We start from the raw sequence: 13,764 nt of genomic DNA on the forward strand, positions 1-13,764 counted from the left end.
CTGGTGCCTTGCACATTTCTGCGGGCTTTGTCACTGCTAGGGGATGACACAGGGCGACACATCACAGGATCTGGCGGGAAAGCTGCTGATCGCGATGCCGGGCATGGGCGACCCCCGGTTCGAACGCAGCGTGATTTACGTCTGCGAACACGACAGCGAGGCCACCATGGGCCTGATCGTGAACAAACGCCTGCCGGAACTTGGCTTTGCCGCCCTCATGGAACAGCTTGAGATAGAGACCGACACGCGAAGCCGCCCGATGGAGGTGCATTTCGGTGGTCCGGTCGAAACGGGGCGGGGTTTTGTGCTGCATTCGCGCGATTATACGGCGGTTGAGGGCACCTTGCCCTTTGGCGATGATTTCGCGCTGACCGCCACCCGCGATGTTCTGGATGATCTCGCGGCCGGAGGCGGGCCCGAGCGCGCGATTCTGGCGCTGGGCTATGCCGGATGGGGGCCGGGCCAGTTGATGGAGGAAATCCTGAACAATGGCTGGCTGATCTGCCCGGCGGACCCCGCCGTTGTCTTTGGCCCGCAGGATGAAACCAAATGGGCGGCAGCCCTGGCATTGCTGGGAATCGACGCCCAGAGCCTTTCGGCGGCGGCCGGGCGCGCCTGAGCGCGCCCTTGTGGCGATGCCCTGCCCGTGCCACTCTGATCCGGTGTAAACAGGCGGGCGATGGAAACCGGATTTCAAAACCTGATCCAATGGATCACCGAATTGTGGCGACTGCTTGCGGCGCAGGCGCTGAACCTGATCTTGCCCACGCGCCTTTATCAGATTGCCATCATCATCGCCTGTGTCTTGCTGGCCTGGGTGCTGAATCGCATGACGATGGAACGGATGCGCGATTGGTTGCGCACCCGGGATGGATGGCCAAAGTGGCGGCTGCGCGCGTTGCTTGTCATCAACCGGCGGCTCAAGCTGATTTATTTCGTCGGGCTGATCTGGGTTGCTACCTGGATCATGCGCTGGATTCATGTGTTTCCCTCGCGGTCGTTTCTGCTGGCGCTTGCGGCCAGTATCGCCACCGCATGGCTGATTGTCGTCTTTGCCACCCGGCTGGTGCGGCATCCGTCCCTGCGGTCGGTGGTGCGCTGGGGGCTTTGGATTTATGTGACGCTGTATTTTTTGGGCCTGCTTGACGAAGCGTCCGTCTTTCTTGAGGGACTGGCCCTTCAGGTGGGCAATTTCCGCCTGTCCGCCCTGACGCTGATTCACGCGTTTGTGGTGATTGGCGTGCTGTTCACCCTCGCGCGTCTGGTGACCCAGACCAGTTCGGCGCGGATCAGGCGCAATGAAAACATCAGCCCCTCCATGCAGGTGCTGGCGGTCAAGGCGATGCAACTGTCGCTGTATGGCGCGGTGTTCTTTCTGGGGCTGAAGGCGGTTGGCGTCGATCTGACCGGGCTTGCCGTGCTGTCAGGCGCCATCGGTGTGGGGCTTGGGTTTGGCCTGCAAAAGGTGGTCAGCAATCTGGTGTCGGGCATCATCATCCTGCTGGATAAATCGATCAAACCGGGGGATGTGATTTCGATCAGCGAAACTTTCGGCTGGATCAATTCTCTGGGCGCGCGCTATGTGTCGATCACCACGCGGGATGGCCGCGAATATCTGATTCCGAACGAGGATCTGATCACCGGGCAGGTGGTCAACTGGTCGCATTCAAACGATTTTGTGCGGCTCGATATTCATTTCGGCACCGCATATGGCGATGATCCACACAAAGTGCGCGCCGTGGCAATCGAAGCGGCGGCATCGGTGCCACGGGTGCTGAGCACCCAGGCGCCAGTGTGCCACATTGTCGGTTTTGGCGACAGTTCGGTGGATTACATCCTGCGGTTCTGGATCACCGATCCCACCGGCGGGCTGACCAATATTCGCGGCAATGTATATCTGGCGTTGTGGGATGCGTTTCGCGCCCATGACATCTCGATTCCCTTCCCCCAGCGCGAGGTTCGGATGCTGGGCGAACCCGCCCCGACCGAGGGCAGAAATGGGCCCGACGACTGATCCTTTGCGGGGTTCCGTTGCGTCAATCTTCTAATTTCCAAAGACAGCCAACTTTTTCGTGATCTGGGCGGCGGAGCTTCGCTTTCGGGGTGCGATGCCCTGTACAAAGGCCGCTTGCCCTGTAGACTCGTATAAAACAAGATGGCGGTGGAACGGGAATGATCTCTCTTCGGGGACTGTGCAGTTGCGTAGGCGTGGCAATAGTCGGGCTGTGGGTGGTACCTGCCTTGGCGCTCGACAGTCTTGCGTTCAAGACGCCGGGTGCCGACGGTGATCTGGCGCAAGAGTTGAAGGATCTCGTCGCTGCTTGTGGCGGCGCAGGCCGAGGGCAACAACGACCCGCAAGAATTGCTCGCGGCGGCCATTGCCGATTACGGGCGCCTTGTGGGGACGCTTTATTCCGAGGGCCGCTTTGGCGGTGTGATCAATATTCTGGTTGACGGGCGCGAGGCCGCGCGCATTTCACCCCTGTCGCCACCAAAAACAATCGGCACCATTTCCGTCACCGTAAAGCCCGGCCCGCAATATACCTTTTCGCAGACCGATGTCCGCCCGCAGGCGCCGGATACGGAACTGCCAAAGGGGTTCGTCGTTGGACAACCCGCGCGTACGCCGCTGATCCGTGATGGTGTGGCTGCGGTGATTGATGGCTGGCGCGATACGGGCCATGCCAAGGCGGCGGTGGCATCGCAAAAGGTGACGGCAAACCACAACGTCGATCAGGTGGGCGTGCAGGTGGGTATCGCGCCGGGGCCGCGGGTGCGGTTTGGCGATCTTCTGCTAAAGGGGGGCGACAGGGTGCGCCCGGCGCGCCTGCGCAAGATTGCGGGCCTGCCTACGGGCGAAATCTATTCACCGGCGGCGATCGAAAAGTCGGCCAAACGATTGCGCCGCACCGAGGTGTTCAAATCCGTTTCCCTGGCCGAAGCCAAGACGCTGCGCAGCGGCGATCTTTTGGATGTCACGGCCACCCTGGCCGAGCAAAAGCCGCGCCGCATCGGATTTTCCGCCGAGCTTTCGACCGTCGAAGGGCTGACCCTGTCTAGTTACTGGCTGCATCGCAATCTTTTGGGTGGGGCGGAACGCCTGCGCCTTGACGGTGAAGTTTCAGGGATCGGTGGCGGCACGGGCGGCACCGATTACAAATTCTCGGCCCGTTATGGCCGCCCTGCCACGCCGGACCCCGACACCGACCTTTACATTCTCGCCGAGGTCGAGCAGGTGAATGAACCCACCTACAGCTCAAAAACCGGGCGACTGGGCTTTGGGTTTACCCGCTATGTCAGTGATCAACTGACGGTTTCCGCCGGTCTTGCCTATGCCTATTCCGAAGACACGGACGCCACCGGCACGGCATCGTTTCATCAGATCGTGCTGCCCCTGAACGCGACCTATGACAGCCGCGACGTGGCGCTGGACGCGACCAAAGGATATTACGCCGATGTGGATGTCATGCCCTTTCTGGGGGTCAGCGGCACCGAAAGCGGCGCGCGGCTGACATTCGACACCCGCGCCTATCGCGCCTTTGGGAGCGAGGATAAATTCGTTCTGGCCGGGCGTGTTCAGGGTGGCTCGATCATCGGCGCGTCGCTGTTGGGGGTGCCGAACGGGTATCGGTTCTATTCCGGCGGGGGGCACGGTGCGTGGGCAATCCTATCAATCCCTGGGCGTTACCGTGAATGGTGATCTGACCGGCGGGCGGTCGTTCCTTGGGCTGTCGGGCGAATTTCGCGCCAAGGTCTATGACAGCATCGGCGTGGTGGCCTTTGCCGATTTCGGGCTGGTCGGCGCCGACAGTTTTGGCGGTGATGCCGATTCCCACGCCGGCGCGGGTCTGGGCCTGCGGTATCTCACCCCTATCGGGCCGATCCGCCTTGACGTGGCGGCCCCCATCGGCGGCACCTCCAGCGGTGCTCAGGTTTATGTTGGAATCGGGCAGGCATTTTAATGCGTATTATTGGTTTTCTCTTGCTGGCGCTCACGTTCATGTCGGGGCCGGTTCTGGCACAGGATGACGACGGCGGCGGGTTTCTGGAACGGTTGATCGAGGACAACCTGTCAGGCGCCGGGCGCAGCGTGAACATTCGTGGGTTCGCTGGCGCGCTCAGTTCCGAGGCGAGCCTTGATGAGTTGACCATCGCAGACGATGAAGGCGTTTGGCTGACCCTGCGCGACGTGGTGCTTGACTGGAACCGGTCGGCGCTGTTGCTGGGGCGGCTTGAGGTTACGTCGCTGACAGCGGGCGAAATCATCGTGCCGCGTCTGCCCGCGTCTGACCCTTCGGCACCGGCGCCCGAAGCGACGCCTTTCGCGCTTCCTGATTTGCCGGTATCGGTCGAAATCGGCGAATTGAAGGCGGCCAGGGTTGATCTGGGCGCGGCGCTGTTTGGCGCGGCGGCTGTGGTTTCGCTGGACGGATCGGTCAGTCTGGACGGCGGTGAAGGCAACGCAAAGATCGCGATCGAGCGGGTTGACGGGGCCACGGGTGCACTGACGCTGGATGCGTCTTATGACAATGCCACCGAAAATCTGGCGCTGAAACTGAACGTCACCGAGGCCGCAGATGGTATCACGGCGAACCTTCTGGGCCTGCCGGGGCGCCCGGCCATTCAGCTTGATGTCGACGGCGCCGGCCCGCTGTCGGAATTCAGCGCCGCGATCAAGCTGGACACTGACGGCGAACGACGCCTGTCCGGCACGGTTGAATTGCTGGCCACGGGCGAAGGCAGCGCCCAGACCCGCGGTTTCAAGGTCGAGCTGGGGGGCGATATCGCACCGGTATTCGCGCCGCGGTTTCGTCCGTTCTTTGGCCCGGATGTGCAACTTGTCGCGCAGGGGGCAACCCGGCCCGACGGTGGCATGGTGATCGACCAACTGGACCTGAGCGCCGATGCCCTGCGCCTTCGGGGCAAGGTGTCGGTCGGGGCCAATGGCCTGCCTGATCTGATCGACGTGACCGGCAAAATCGCCGCCAAGGACGGAACGCCGGTTCTGCTGCCTTTGGGGGGCGACGCCACGACTGTCGACAGCGTCGATCTGGCGGTGAAATTCGATGCCGCCCTTGGTCAGGATTGGACCAGCAAGATCACGCTGAACACCCTGACCCGCCCCGATCTTACGGTCGGGCGTGTGGTTTTGGATGGTGGTGGCCAGATTTCCGATGGTGATGGCGGTGCCAAATCGGTGACGGCGAAGCTTGATTTTGCCACGAGCGGGCTGGCAACGCCAAATGAAGCGATGCAAAAGGCCCTTGGCACCAGCGCGGATGGCAGCATCGCGTTGCGCTGGGCCAGCGGCGGGCCGATAGTTCTGGATGAGCTGAGCGTGACGGGCCACAGTTTTGATCTGACAGGATCGGGGCAGGCAAATATTGGCGGGGGCGACACCACCGTTGAACTTGACGCAACCCTGAGCGCGCAGGATCTGACCGCGTTTTCCGGTTTGGCCGGGCGCCCGCTGGGCGGGGCGATCACGGCGAACCTTGATCTGAAGGCAAAGCCGCTGGATGGGGCGTTTCAGGTGGCGCTGGATGGCGCAACCACGGATCTGAAAATAGATCAGGCGCAGGCGGATGCCCTGTTGGCGGGAAACACCAAGGTTGTGGTGCAGGCCGCGCGGGATGAAACCGGCACACATATCAACAAGTTGAACCTTGCAAACCCGGAACTGTCCGTCGACGCTTCGGGCGATCTGACCACGGCGGTCAGCAGCCTGCGGGCGGATGTCCGGTTGCGCAACGCAAAGGTGCTTGACCCGAAAATGGACGGTCCGGTCGATCTGTCCGCCACGGCGTCGATGGTCGATGGTGTCTGGACGTACAACGTGAACGGCAACGGCGTGGGCGCGCTGATTGACAGCAGCGGCACCGTGGCCGGGCTGGATGATCCTTCGCCCCGGATCGACACCAGGACCGACGCGCGGGTTGATGACCTGTCCGTGTTTTCGGGGCTGACCGGGCGCGATCTGGGCGGCGCTGTGACCTTGAAACTGTCCGGCCAAATTCTGGCCGATCTGAGCAATGCTGACGTTTCGGTCGATCTGGTCAGCCGGGGCGTCAAAACCGGGGATGCGCGGTTTGATGATCTTTTGGTCGGGCGCACCGATCTTTCGGCGCGGGTACAGCGTGAGGGTCGGGTGGTTTCGCTTCAGCGGTTCCTGTTGAACGGCGCGGGCACCGGTTTGCACGCCGAAGGGGCCGGTCAGATCGAAGGATTGGGCGAGGTTGCGCCACTGGTCAGCGGGATGATCGACGCCTCGGTCAACAGTCTGGCGCGGTTTTCCGGCCTTGCCGGGCGCAAGCTGAGCGGCGCTGTCAACGCGACGATCACCGGATCGGCCCGGCTGGACGCCAGCGAGGTTGATGCCGATGTCACGCTTGACGCGAGGTCTGTTTCCACCGGGATGCCGGATATCGACCCGTTGCTGAATGGATTGGTCACCTTGCAGGGCAAGGTGTCGCGCAATGGCGATAGTGCCACCATCAACGGGCTGCGCCTGACGGCGGCGGCTCTTGGTTTGCGGCTGGAGGGCAGCGCGCGGGGCGAAGACATTACCACGGGCACGCCGCTGGTGGCGCTGGATGCAGACCTGTCGGCCACCACGCTGGCGCCCTTGTCGGGCCTTGCGGGCCGGGCCTTGGGCGGCGCGGTGGATGTTAAGATCAAGGGGCAGGCGCGCCCGGATCTGAGCGTGCTTGACGTGGTGTTGGATGGCGAAACCCGGTCGCTGAAAATCGGGCAGGAAAACGTCGATCGCCTGTTGCGCGGTGCAACGGATGTTGCCCTGACCGTGAAACGCGATGGCGAAACGATCAACCTGCCGCGCCTGAACATTACGAATGATCAGATCGTGGCAAAGGCTGATGGGCAGTATGCGCAGGGCAAAAGCGCGCTCAAGGCGGATGTGACCATTGCTGATCTGCGCGATCTGGATGCGCGGATGACCGGGCAGGCGCAGGTGAACCTGTTTGCCGAAGAGGTGGGCGAATTGTGGCAGGTCACGCTGGATGGTGCGGCCGCCGATGCGGTGATCAAGGCCAGCGCGTCGATCAAGGATGCCCTGACGGGCAACCCCCTGATTGACGGAACCGCCACAGTGCGCGCTGACGATCTGTCGCGTTTTGCCCCCCTTGCCAACCGGCCCCTTGCCGGGTCGCTTAGCGCCGATGTGAAGGGGCGCAGCCGCGCCGATCTGTCGGAATTCGATGTCTCGGCGGATGTGACCGGCAGCAATCTGCGCGTGGGCCAACCCGAGGCCGACCGTATTCTGGGCAGCAGCACAAAGGTACGTGTCGTGGCCAACCGCACGGGCGGCGGCGCGATTGATGTGCGGAACTTCAAGATCGACACCTCCAGCCTGACCGCCAGCGCCGATGGCCGGGTTCTGGGCAGCGATGCCAATCTTAATATTTCGGCGCGTCTTGCCGATATCGGGCCGTTTGTGCCGGGCCTGAACGGGCCTGTCACAGCCAGCGGGCAAGTGCGCAGCACCGGCAACCAACTGGGCCTTGACGTTACGGGAACGGGGCCGGGTGGCATCACGCTCAGGGCGGATGGCACGGTGGCGCAGGATTTTTCGCGCGCCAATATCAAACTGAACGGTCAGGCGCCCCTGTCGCTGGCCAACAGTTTTATCCAACCGCGCAGCCTTGACGGAACACTTGCGCTTGATATTGCGGTGAACGGCCCGCTGCAATTATCGTCGGTTTCCGGGCGGCTTAGCACGCAGGGCGCGCGGGTGATCGCCCCAGCCCTGAACATCGTGCTTGATGATGTCGCGTTGAACGGCACCCTGTCTGGCGGCGCGATACAATTGGATGTGCGCGCCAAGAAACAGGGCGGCGGGCAGTTGGCCATAACCGGCCCGATCACCCTGAGCGGCGGTTTCAATGCCGATCTGAACGCCCGGGCAACCGGATTTGTCGTCGAGGATCCGCGCCTTTACCGCGCGGTGATGGATGGCAATATCACCGTCAAAGGCCCGCTTCTTGGTGGGGCGCGTATTGCCGGTCTGGTGGATATTGTGGAAAGCGAACTGCGGGTTCCCTCGACCGGGCTGGGCGTGACAGGGCCGATCCCCGATGGGTTGGTCCATGTGGGTGAACCGGCGGATGTGCGGGCCACCCGCGCCCGCGCCGGGATGATTGAACAACCCGGGTCGGGCGGGGGCGGCGCATCTGTTGCCTATCCTCTGGATCTGACGATCCGGGCCGAAAACCGGCTGTTCATCCGGGGCCGGGGGTTGGACGCTGAAATGGGCGGTGCGCTGACCCTGCGCGGCACCACCGACAATATCATTCCGGCGGGGCAATTCGATCTGGTGCGTGGGCGGCTTGATCTGTTGGGCAAGCGGCTTACCATGGAGGAGGGGAGCGTCACCCTTGAGGGGGATTTCACCCCGACGATCCGTCTTGTCGCCTCGACCGAGGCGGGCGATGTGCTGGTCAAGATCGTGATCGAAGGTCAGGCCCTTGCGCCCGAAATCAACTTTCTTTCCGAACCTGAACTGCCACAGGAAGAGGTTCTGTCGCGGCTGTTGTTTGGGAAATCCATCACCTCGATTTCGCCGCTTCAGGCGGCACAACTGGCCTCGGCTGTTGCGACACTTGCGGGTAAGGGCGGTGACGGTATCGTCAGCAACCTGCGCAAAAGCACGGGGTTGGACGATCTGGACATCACCACCGACGAAGAAGGAAACGCCGGCCTGAAAGCGGGCAAATACCTGTCCGAGAACCTTTATACCGATGTCACCGTCGATTCACAGGGCGAGGCCGAGATCAATCTGAACCTTGATCTGTCGCCATCGCTGACCATCAAGGGCGGCGCGAACAACAGTGGCGAAACATCCCTTGGGATATTTTTCGAGAAGGATTACTGAACCTCGTTCTCGCCGGTTTCCAGGGTGAAATCGGCGGGGGTAAAGGTGACGTTGACGCGATAGGCATCGGCGTCATCTTCGATGGCTTGCATGGTGCCGCCCAGTTGCATCACGAACGCATTGATAAGTTGTGAACCAAGGCCCGACACCTCGTCAGGATCCCGTGGCAGGACAGGGGTGCCGGTGGAATTGCTGACGCAAAGTTCGATCTCGCCTGATTCAAGCGGGCGCAAGGACATGAAAACCCAGGGCGCGCCGCTGTCGGGGCGGCCAAGATATTTATAGGCGTTTGTCACGGCCTCGGTCACCAACAGCGACAGCGGCACCGCCTGATCAGGGTACAGCAGCACCGGTTCGGTTTCCATCGTGAACCCAACATGCTGTTCCGGCATGTCGGCCGAGCGGGCCAGCTGCCGCGCCAGATCGGTGACCAGAAGATCGGCGCGCACCTCGGACAGGATGCTGGCCTGATACAGGCTGCGGTGGACGGTTGCCAGGCTCATGACCCGATCCTGCAAGCGGCGCAGCATAAGACGAGTTTCGCCATGGCGCGCCCGGCGGATCTGCATGTTGGTGATGGACGCGATCAGTTGCAGGTTGTTCTTGACCCGGTGATGCACCTCTTTCAGCAGGACATCCTTTTCGTGCAGCAGATTTTCCTGATCTGCCTCGTCGCGTAAAATCTGTTCGGTCATCAAGGCGAAGGCATCGCTCACCTCGCGCAATTCGTCAGGCTGATCCGCCTCGCCGGTGCGATGAATGCGGCGGGTGGCGCTGAAGGCGCGGATGTTGCGGCGCAGGTTGCGGATATGGCGGATCACCAGCCGGTTCACGGCGACAAAGGCAACGGCAAGGCTGACCAGCCACATCAGGACAGGGAACAGCAGCGCCGGCACCATCTGGGGCAGTCCGATGATCGCGGTGTTGCGTGGCCAGATTGCCAGCGTGAACACCTGCTCCTGAACCAGCGGCACCACGGTGAATATCCGCAAATGGCCGCTGCGGTCTTCATCCTGAAACACCAGCCCGCGATCGGCGGTCAGGGCCGAAAGGGCGCGATTGGCGGGCAGGCGATCTTCAACATTGTCCATACCGATGCCCGACGTCAGCGGCGCGCCCTTGCTGTCGAACGTCAAAACATCGAGCGGTGAAATGTTCTGCCCCTGCATGGGGGCGATTTTCAACGCGGCATGGGGCACCGAAAGCGTGACAAATCCGATGGCCTTTCCATCCGTGAACACCGGTTCGGTGATCAACAGGGCGGCCTGTTTGCTGACCGCACCGCTCTGGCTTGAGGTGATCATCGACCGGGGATTGGCAAGGTATTCGGTGACCGATCCATCCGTGTTCATGTCGCGCCCGACACCCGCAGAGGCACAGACCATGATGCCGTCGGTATTGACGAAACCGGCAAAGATCACATTGCGCCGCTGATTGACAAGATCGGCCATATGGGCCGAACAGGTATTACCGTCGCGCAGCATCGTGGGGATCAGCAGGGCAAGCGACTGCGCAACCCCGACCGTGCGCGTGACAAGGCGCCGTTCGGCCTGTGCTGCGTTCAGGGTTTCCCCCAGCAGCGACGTTTCAACCCGGTCATTGGCATCGGAAATGACGCGATAGGATTGCAGCATCGCGATAATGCCGATGGGCAAAAGGGCCAGGCCCAGCAACAGAACCAGACGTATTCCCAGACGATTGAGTGGCTTGAATCCACGACCTGCGGGCAGCATCTCAGCCGATCTGCGGTGACGCGGCCAGAACGGCGGCGGTATTGGCGTCGGAAATGGTGGGGTCTTCGCCCTCGGCCAGTTGCAAAAGTTCGGCAAGGCGTTTGCGCCCGCGATTGGCCCGGCTCTTGATCGTGCCGACGGCAACGCCGCACATTTGCGCTGCTTCTTCATAGGCAAAGCCGGATCCACCCACGAGGATCAGCGCCTCGCGTTGTTCGACGGGCAATTGTTCAAACGCGCGGCGAAAATCATTCAGCGCCAAGCGTCCGTCATGGGCGGGCTTTTCGGCCAGATTGCCGGCCATGATGCCATCGACATCCTCGACCTCGCGTTTGACCTTGCGGCGGCTGGAATAGAACGCGTTGCGTTGTATCGTGAACAGCCACGCGCGCAGGTTGGTGCCGGGGGTGAAGGATTTTATGTTTTTCCACGCCTTTTCGATCGTGTCCTGGACAAGATCGTCGGCCATGGCGGAATTTCGGGTCAGTGACATCGCGAACGCACGAAGTGCGGGCAGATGATCGACCAGTTCATCCCGTGGATCGGGTTCATTGGTCATTCGGTTTTTCCTGTTCACGCAGCTTGTCGAGCAACAGCTTGAACCTGTCGGGGACATCCAAAGGTTCGGCTTCTCGATAAACCCGACGCAGGTTTTCGTCGATTTGTTTCATCACGTTTGACGTTTCCTTGCTCGGAGTCATATCTATTGCAGTCTCTTAAAAAGTTGCGCGCATGGGGAACCAACCGTGCATGTCGACGTTTGGTTCCCGACACGTGTAAAAAAATCAAGGATCGTGACCAGAATGAGCTCTTCATCGCAAACCGTCGATATTTCAACCCAAATTGGCGGCGATCTTCCCTTTCTGCGCCGCTATTCGCGCGCCCTTACGGGCAGTCAGGAAACCGGTGATCGGTATGCTGCCGCCACGCTTGAGGCGATTCTGATTGACCGGTCCATATTTGAATCCGCATTGCAGCCCCGGGTCGCATTGTTCCGGGCATTTCACATGATCTGGTCCACGGCAGGTGCGCCGACCGCAGATACCGAAGACCCGATCACGCGGCTGGAATCCGCCGCGCTCGATCATATGGCGGGTCTGACCAACAACACTCGCGAGGCGCTGTTGCTGACCACCATCGAATCTTTCACCTTCGAGGAAGTCGGGCAGATCATGGATGTCACGCCCGAAGAGGCGCACAATCTGGTGGATGTTGCGATTGCCGAAATGCAGCAATCCATGACCGGCAACGTCATGATCATCGAGGACGAGGCGATCATCGCCATGGATATTCATTCCATCGTTTCCGATATGGGCCATAACGTGACCGGCATCGCCCGCACCCGTAAGGCGGCGGTTGAACTGGGCACCAGCAAGCGGCCCGATCTGATTTTGGCCGATATCCAACTGGCCGACAATTCATCCGGCATTGATGCCGTGAATGATCTTCTGGCGCAGTTCGACGATATTCCGGTGATCTTCATCACCGCGTTCCCCGAACGTCTGCTGACCGGGGACAAGCCGGAACCGGCATTCCTGATCTCGAAACCCTATTCTGAGGAACAGGTTCGTTCGGCGGTCAGTCAGGCGATGTTCTTTTCAAGTACCGAAACCCTCAAGGCGCCGGTCTGATCCGTCCGTTTTGGCAAAAGAATGCCCCGCCAATATCTGGCGGGGCATTTTCAGTTCAGCGATGGTGCGATTGACCTGAAAGACGGGCCACCAATGTGACCACGAACAGGATCAGGAAGACGAAGAACAGAATTTGCGCGATCCCGGCCGATGCGCTGGCCAGCCCGCCAAATCCGAACAGAGCCGCGACAAGCGCGACAAGGAAAAACGTTAATGCCCATCCTAACATTTGAGGTACTCCTTACACTTTACGGTGCCCTGAACAGGGCGTTACCTGTCAAACCCGGAAGATCCCGGTCCGGTTCCCGCGCGCCTATGACGATTTTATGATCGAGCATCGGGAACCGGTGCCGTGGTCAGGCGTTGATGGGCGAAAGCAAAATTAAAGTTTCCTGAAAGGATTCCACCATGGCGACTACAAAAACCGTGACCACCGAAGATCTCTCTGCGCAGGTTGAAACCCTGAAATCCGATATTGCCGGATTGACCAAGATCATTGGCGATCTGAGCAAGGCAAAGGGCGAACAGGTGGCGGGTGATGTTCGTTCGCAAGCGGGTGCCATGCGCGCAGCCGGCGAGGCACAATTGGCCGATTTGCAGAGACACGCCCGCAGTGGCGCCGACACTGCCGAAGAATACGTGCGCAACAATCCCGCGACGGCGCTGGGTATTGCTGCGGGTGTCGGCGTTCTTGTGGGCCTGATCACGGCGCGTCGCTGATCCATGTTGCACAGTCTTTTCGCCCCGATGCGCGCCGCTGCGGCCCGCGCCGCACGCCGCGCCGCATTCGGGGCGGTTGGTGCCCTGTTCCTGTTGGTTGGGCTGGGGTTTCTGACCGCTGCTGCCTGGATCGCGCTGGCCATCGCCTATGGCGGGTTGATTGCCGCGCTGGTGATGGGGTTGTTGTTCTGCGGTGTCGGGTTCATTCTGATCGCCGTTGCCGCACGCCGCGATGTGGCACCGCCACCCCGCCAGGCCCCGCCGCCACAACCCGTGGCAGTATCGCAAAGCCAGTTGATCGACGCCTTCATCGGCGGGCTGAACGCGGGCAAATCTATGCGCCGCAAGTGACGTGCGCAATTACGCCGGCAAGCGCCGTATCCGAGATGGGCCAGGTCAGTTGTTCGTGGGCATGGGCCCTGGTGGTTTCAACCGCTTGCCGGTCGCCCAGAATGATGATCCGCCCGGCCCGCTCTTCGACCCACTCCAGGGCTTGAGAGGCCGGATCATGGGCAAGTTCGGCGCCGATGAAGGCAAGGTGAAACCTGGCATCGTCGGGTGTGTGCTCTATCGCATCATTCAGCGTCTGTCGGATTTCGACGCGCATCATTGGCGCGATCTGAGACAATCCTTCCGCCAGATCGCTTGCAACCAGCGACTGACCCTCGAGTATAAGCACGCGTTTTCCTGCGTTGTTCATGTCCATCGTCCGGGCCTTGTCTGTGTTTGGCAGGTTGGTTTGTAATGGGATATGTATCAAAACCGGGGCGGCTGCATTAAACTGTGACAT

Annotated in this window: 13 protein-coding genes; 8 read left to right on the forward strand and 5 right to left on the reverse strand. The window is 61.1% G+C overall.

Annotated elements, in window-relative coordinates; all coding sequences use genetic code 11:
- Positions 1–43: 43 nt before the first annotated feature.
- The 5 genes from AC0L7P_RS04870 (at position 44) to AC0L7P_RS04890 (ending at position 8,890) form a co-directional block, all read left to right on the forward strand.
- The gene (locus AC0L7P_RS04870) at positions 44–619 is read left to right on the forward strand and encodes a YqgE/AlgH family protein (protein WP_473434719.1); all 576 of its coding nucleotides are present in this window, start codon (positions 44–46) and stop codon (positions 617–619) included.
- 60 nt (positions 620–679) lie between these two features.
- Positions 680–2,014: a mechanosensitive ion channel family protein gene (locus AC0L7P_RS04875; RefSeq protein WP_473434720.1), complete on the forward strand. Its 1,335-nt coding sequence runs from the start codon at positions 680–682 to the stop codon at positions 2,012–2,014.
- A 309-nt stretch (positions 2,015–2,323) separates the two neighbouring features.
- Positions 2,324–3,700, forward strand: coding sequence for an autotransporter assembly complex protein TamA (locus AC0L7P_RS04880; protein WP_473434721.1), 1,377 nt, complete (start codon positions 2,324–2,326; stop codon positions 3,698–3,700).
- Entirely contained in the window at positions 3,654–3,962 is a 309-nt protein-coding gene (locus AC0L7P_RS04885; protein WP_473434722.1) for a BamA/TamA family outer membrane protein, read from the forward strand. The genes AC0L7P_RS04880 and AC0L7P_RS04885 overlap by 47 nt, the downstream gene beginning before the upstream one ends.
- Entirely contained in the window at positions 3,962–8,890 is a 4,929-nt protein-coding gene (locus AC0L7P_RS04890; protein ID WP_473434723.1) for a translocation/assembly module TamB domain-containing protein, read from the forward strand. The genes AC0L7P_RS04885 and AC0L7P_RS04890 overlap by 1 nt, the downstream gene beginning before the upstream one ends.
- Here the strand turns inward: AC0L7P_RS04890 and AC0L7P_RS04895 are convergent.
- The 3 genes from AC0L7P_RS04895 to AC0L7P_RS04905 are packed head-to-tail and all read right to left on the reverse strand — an operon-like array spanning position 8,884 to position 11,294.
- Positions 8,884–10,623 (reverse strand): sensor histidine kinase, encoded by a 1,740-nt coding sequence (locus AC0L7P_RS04895; RefSeq protein WP_473434724.1) that lies wholly within the window; start codon positions 10,621–10,623, stop codon positions 8,884–8,886. The two genes, AC0L7P_RS04890 and AC0L7P_RS04895, sit on opposite strands and share 7 nt — an antisense overlap.
- 1 nt (position 10,624) lies before the next feature.
- Complete coding sequence (locus AC0L7P_RS04900) at positions 10,625–11,182, reverse strand: RNA polymerase sigma factor (RefSeq protein ID WP_473434725.1); 558 nt, start codon at positions 11,180–11,182, stop codon at positions 10,625–10,627.
- On the reverse strand, positions 11,172–11,294 hold the full coding sequence (locus AC0L7P_RS04905) for a NepR family anti-sigma factor (RefSeq protein WP_473434726.1): 123 nt from the start codon (positions 11,292–11,294) through the stop codon (positions 11,172–11,174). Before AC0L7P_RS04905 ends, AC0L7P_RS04900 begins: the two co-directional genes overlap by 11 nt.
- A 132-nt stretch (positions 11,295–11,426) precedes the next feature.
- Between AC0L7P_RS04905 and AC0L7P_RS04910 the strand changes: the two genes are divergently transcribed.
- Positions 11,427–12,254 (forward strand): response regulator, encoded by an 828-nt coding sequence (locus tag AC0L7P_RS04910; protein ID WP_473434727.1) that lies wholly within the window; start codon positions 11,427–11,429, stop codon positions 12,252–12,254.
- A gap of 55 nt (positions 12,255–12,309) precedes the next feature.
- On the opposite strand, the gene AC0L7P_RS04915 is transcribed toward AC0L7P_RS04910, so the two are convergent.
- Positions 12,310–12,483 carry a DUF1328 domain-containing protein gene (locus AC0L7P_RS04915; RefSeq protein ID WP_473434728.1) on the reverse strand — a complete coding sequence of 58 codons (174 nt, stop codon included), beginning with the start codon at positions 12,481–12,483 and terminating at the stop codon, positions 12,310–12,312.
- 179 nt (positions 12,484–12,662) lie between these two features.
- On the opposite strand from AC0L7P_RS04915, the gene AC0L7P_RS04920 reads away from it, so the two are divergent.
- Positions 12,663–12,974 carry an ElaB/YgaM/YqjD family protein gene (locus AC0L7P_RS04920; protein WP_473434729.1) on the forward strand — a complete coding sequence of 104 codons (312 nt, stop codon included), beginning with the start codon at positions 12,663–12,665 and terminating at the stop codon, positions 12,972–12,974.
- A 3-nt stretch (positions 12,975–12,977) separates the two neighbouring features.
- Positions 12,978–13,325, forward strand: coding sequence for a phage holin family protein (locus tag AC0L7P_RS04925; RefSeq protein WP_473434730.1), 348 nt, complete (start codon positions 12,978–12,980; stop codon positions 13,323–13,325).
- Here the strand turns inward: AC0L7P_RS04925 and AC0L7P_RS04930 are convergent.
- Positions 13,309–13,680, reverse strand: coding sequence for a hypothetical protein (locus tag AC0L7P_RS04930; protein ID WP_473434731.1), 372 nt, complete (start codon positions 13,678–13,680; stop codon positions 13,309–13,311). The genes AC0L7P_RS04925 and AC0L7P_RS04930 overlap by 17 nt on opposite strands.
- Between the last annotated feature and the right edge of the window lie 84 nt (positions 13,681–13,764).

It is taken from the genome of Oceaniglobus sp. K40-3 (assembly GCF_055808395.1).

Excerpts from the sequence above, each read along its gene's own strand:
- AC0L7P_RS04890 (WP_473434723.1), top strand. The coding sequence starts at position 3,962 with ATGCGTATTATTGGTTTTCTCTTGCTGGCGCTCACGTTCATGTCGGGG.
- AC0L7P_RS04920 (WP_473434729.1), top strand. The coding sequence starts at position 12,663 with ATGGCGACTACAAAAACCGTGACCACCGAAGATCTCTCTGCGCAGGTT.
- AC0L7P_RS04875 (WP_473434720.1), top strand. The coding sequence starts at position 680 with ATGGAAACCGGATTTCAAAACCTGATCCAATGGATCACCGAATTGTGG.
- AC0L7P_RS04930 (WP_473434731.1), bottom strand. The coding sequence starts at position 13,680 with ATGGACATGAACAACGCAGGAAAACGCGTGCTTATACTCGAGGGTCAG.
- AC0L7P_RS04910 (WP_473434727.1), top strand. The coding sequence starts at position 11,427 with ATGAGCTCTTCATCGCAAACCGTCGATATTTCAACCCAAATTGGCGGC.
- AC0L7P_RS04905 (WP_473434726.1), bottom strand. The coding sequence starts at position 11,294 with ATGAAACAAATCGACGAAAACCTGCGTCGGGTTTATCGAGAAGCCGAA.
- AC0L7P_RS04915 (WP_473434728.1), bottom strand. The coding sequence starts at position 12,483 with ATGTTAGGATGGGCATTAACGTTTTTCCTTGTCGCGCTTGTCGCGGCT.
- AC0L7P_RS04900 (WP_473434725.1), bottom strand. The coding sequence starts at position 11,182 with ATGACCAATGAACCCGATCCACGGGATGAACTGGTCGATCATCTGCCC.
- AC0L7P_RS04925 (WP_473434730.1), top strand. The coding sequence starts at position 12,978 with ATGTTGCACAGTCTTTTCGCCCCGATGCGCGCCGCTGCGGCCCGCGCC.
- AC0L7P_RS04895 (WP_473434724.1), bottom strand. The coding sequence starts at position 10,623 with ATGCTGCCCGCAGGTCGTGGATTCAAGCCACTCAATCGTCTGGGAATA.
- AC0L7P_RS04870 (WP_473434719.1), top strand. The coding sequence starts at position 44 with ATGACACAGGGCGACACATCACAGGATCTGGCGGGAAAGCTGCTGATC.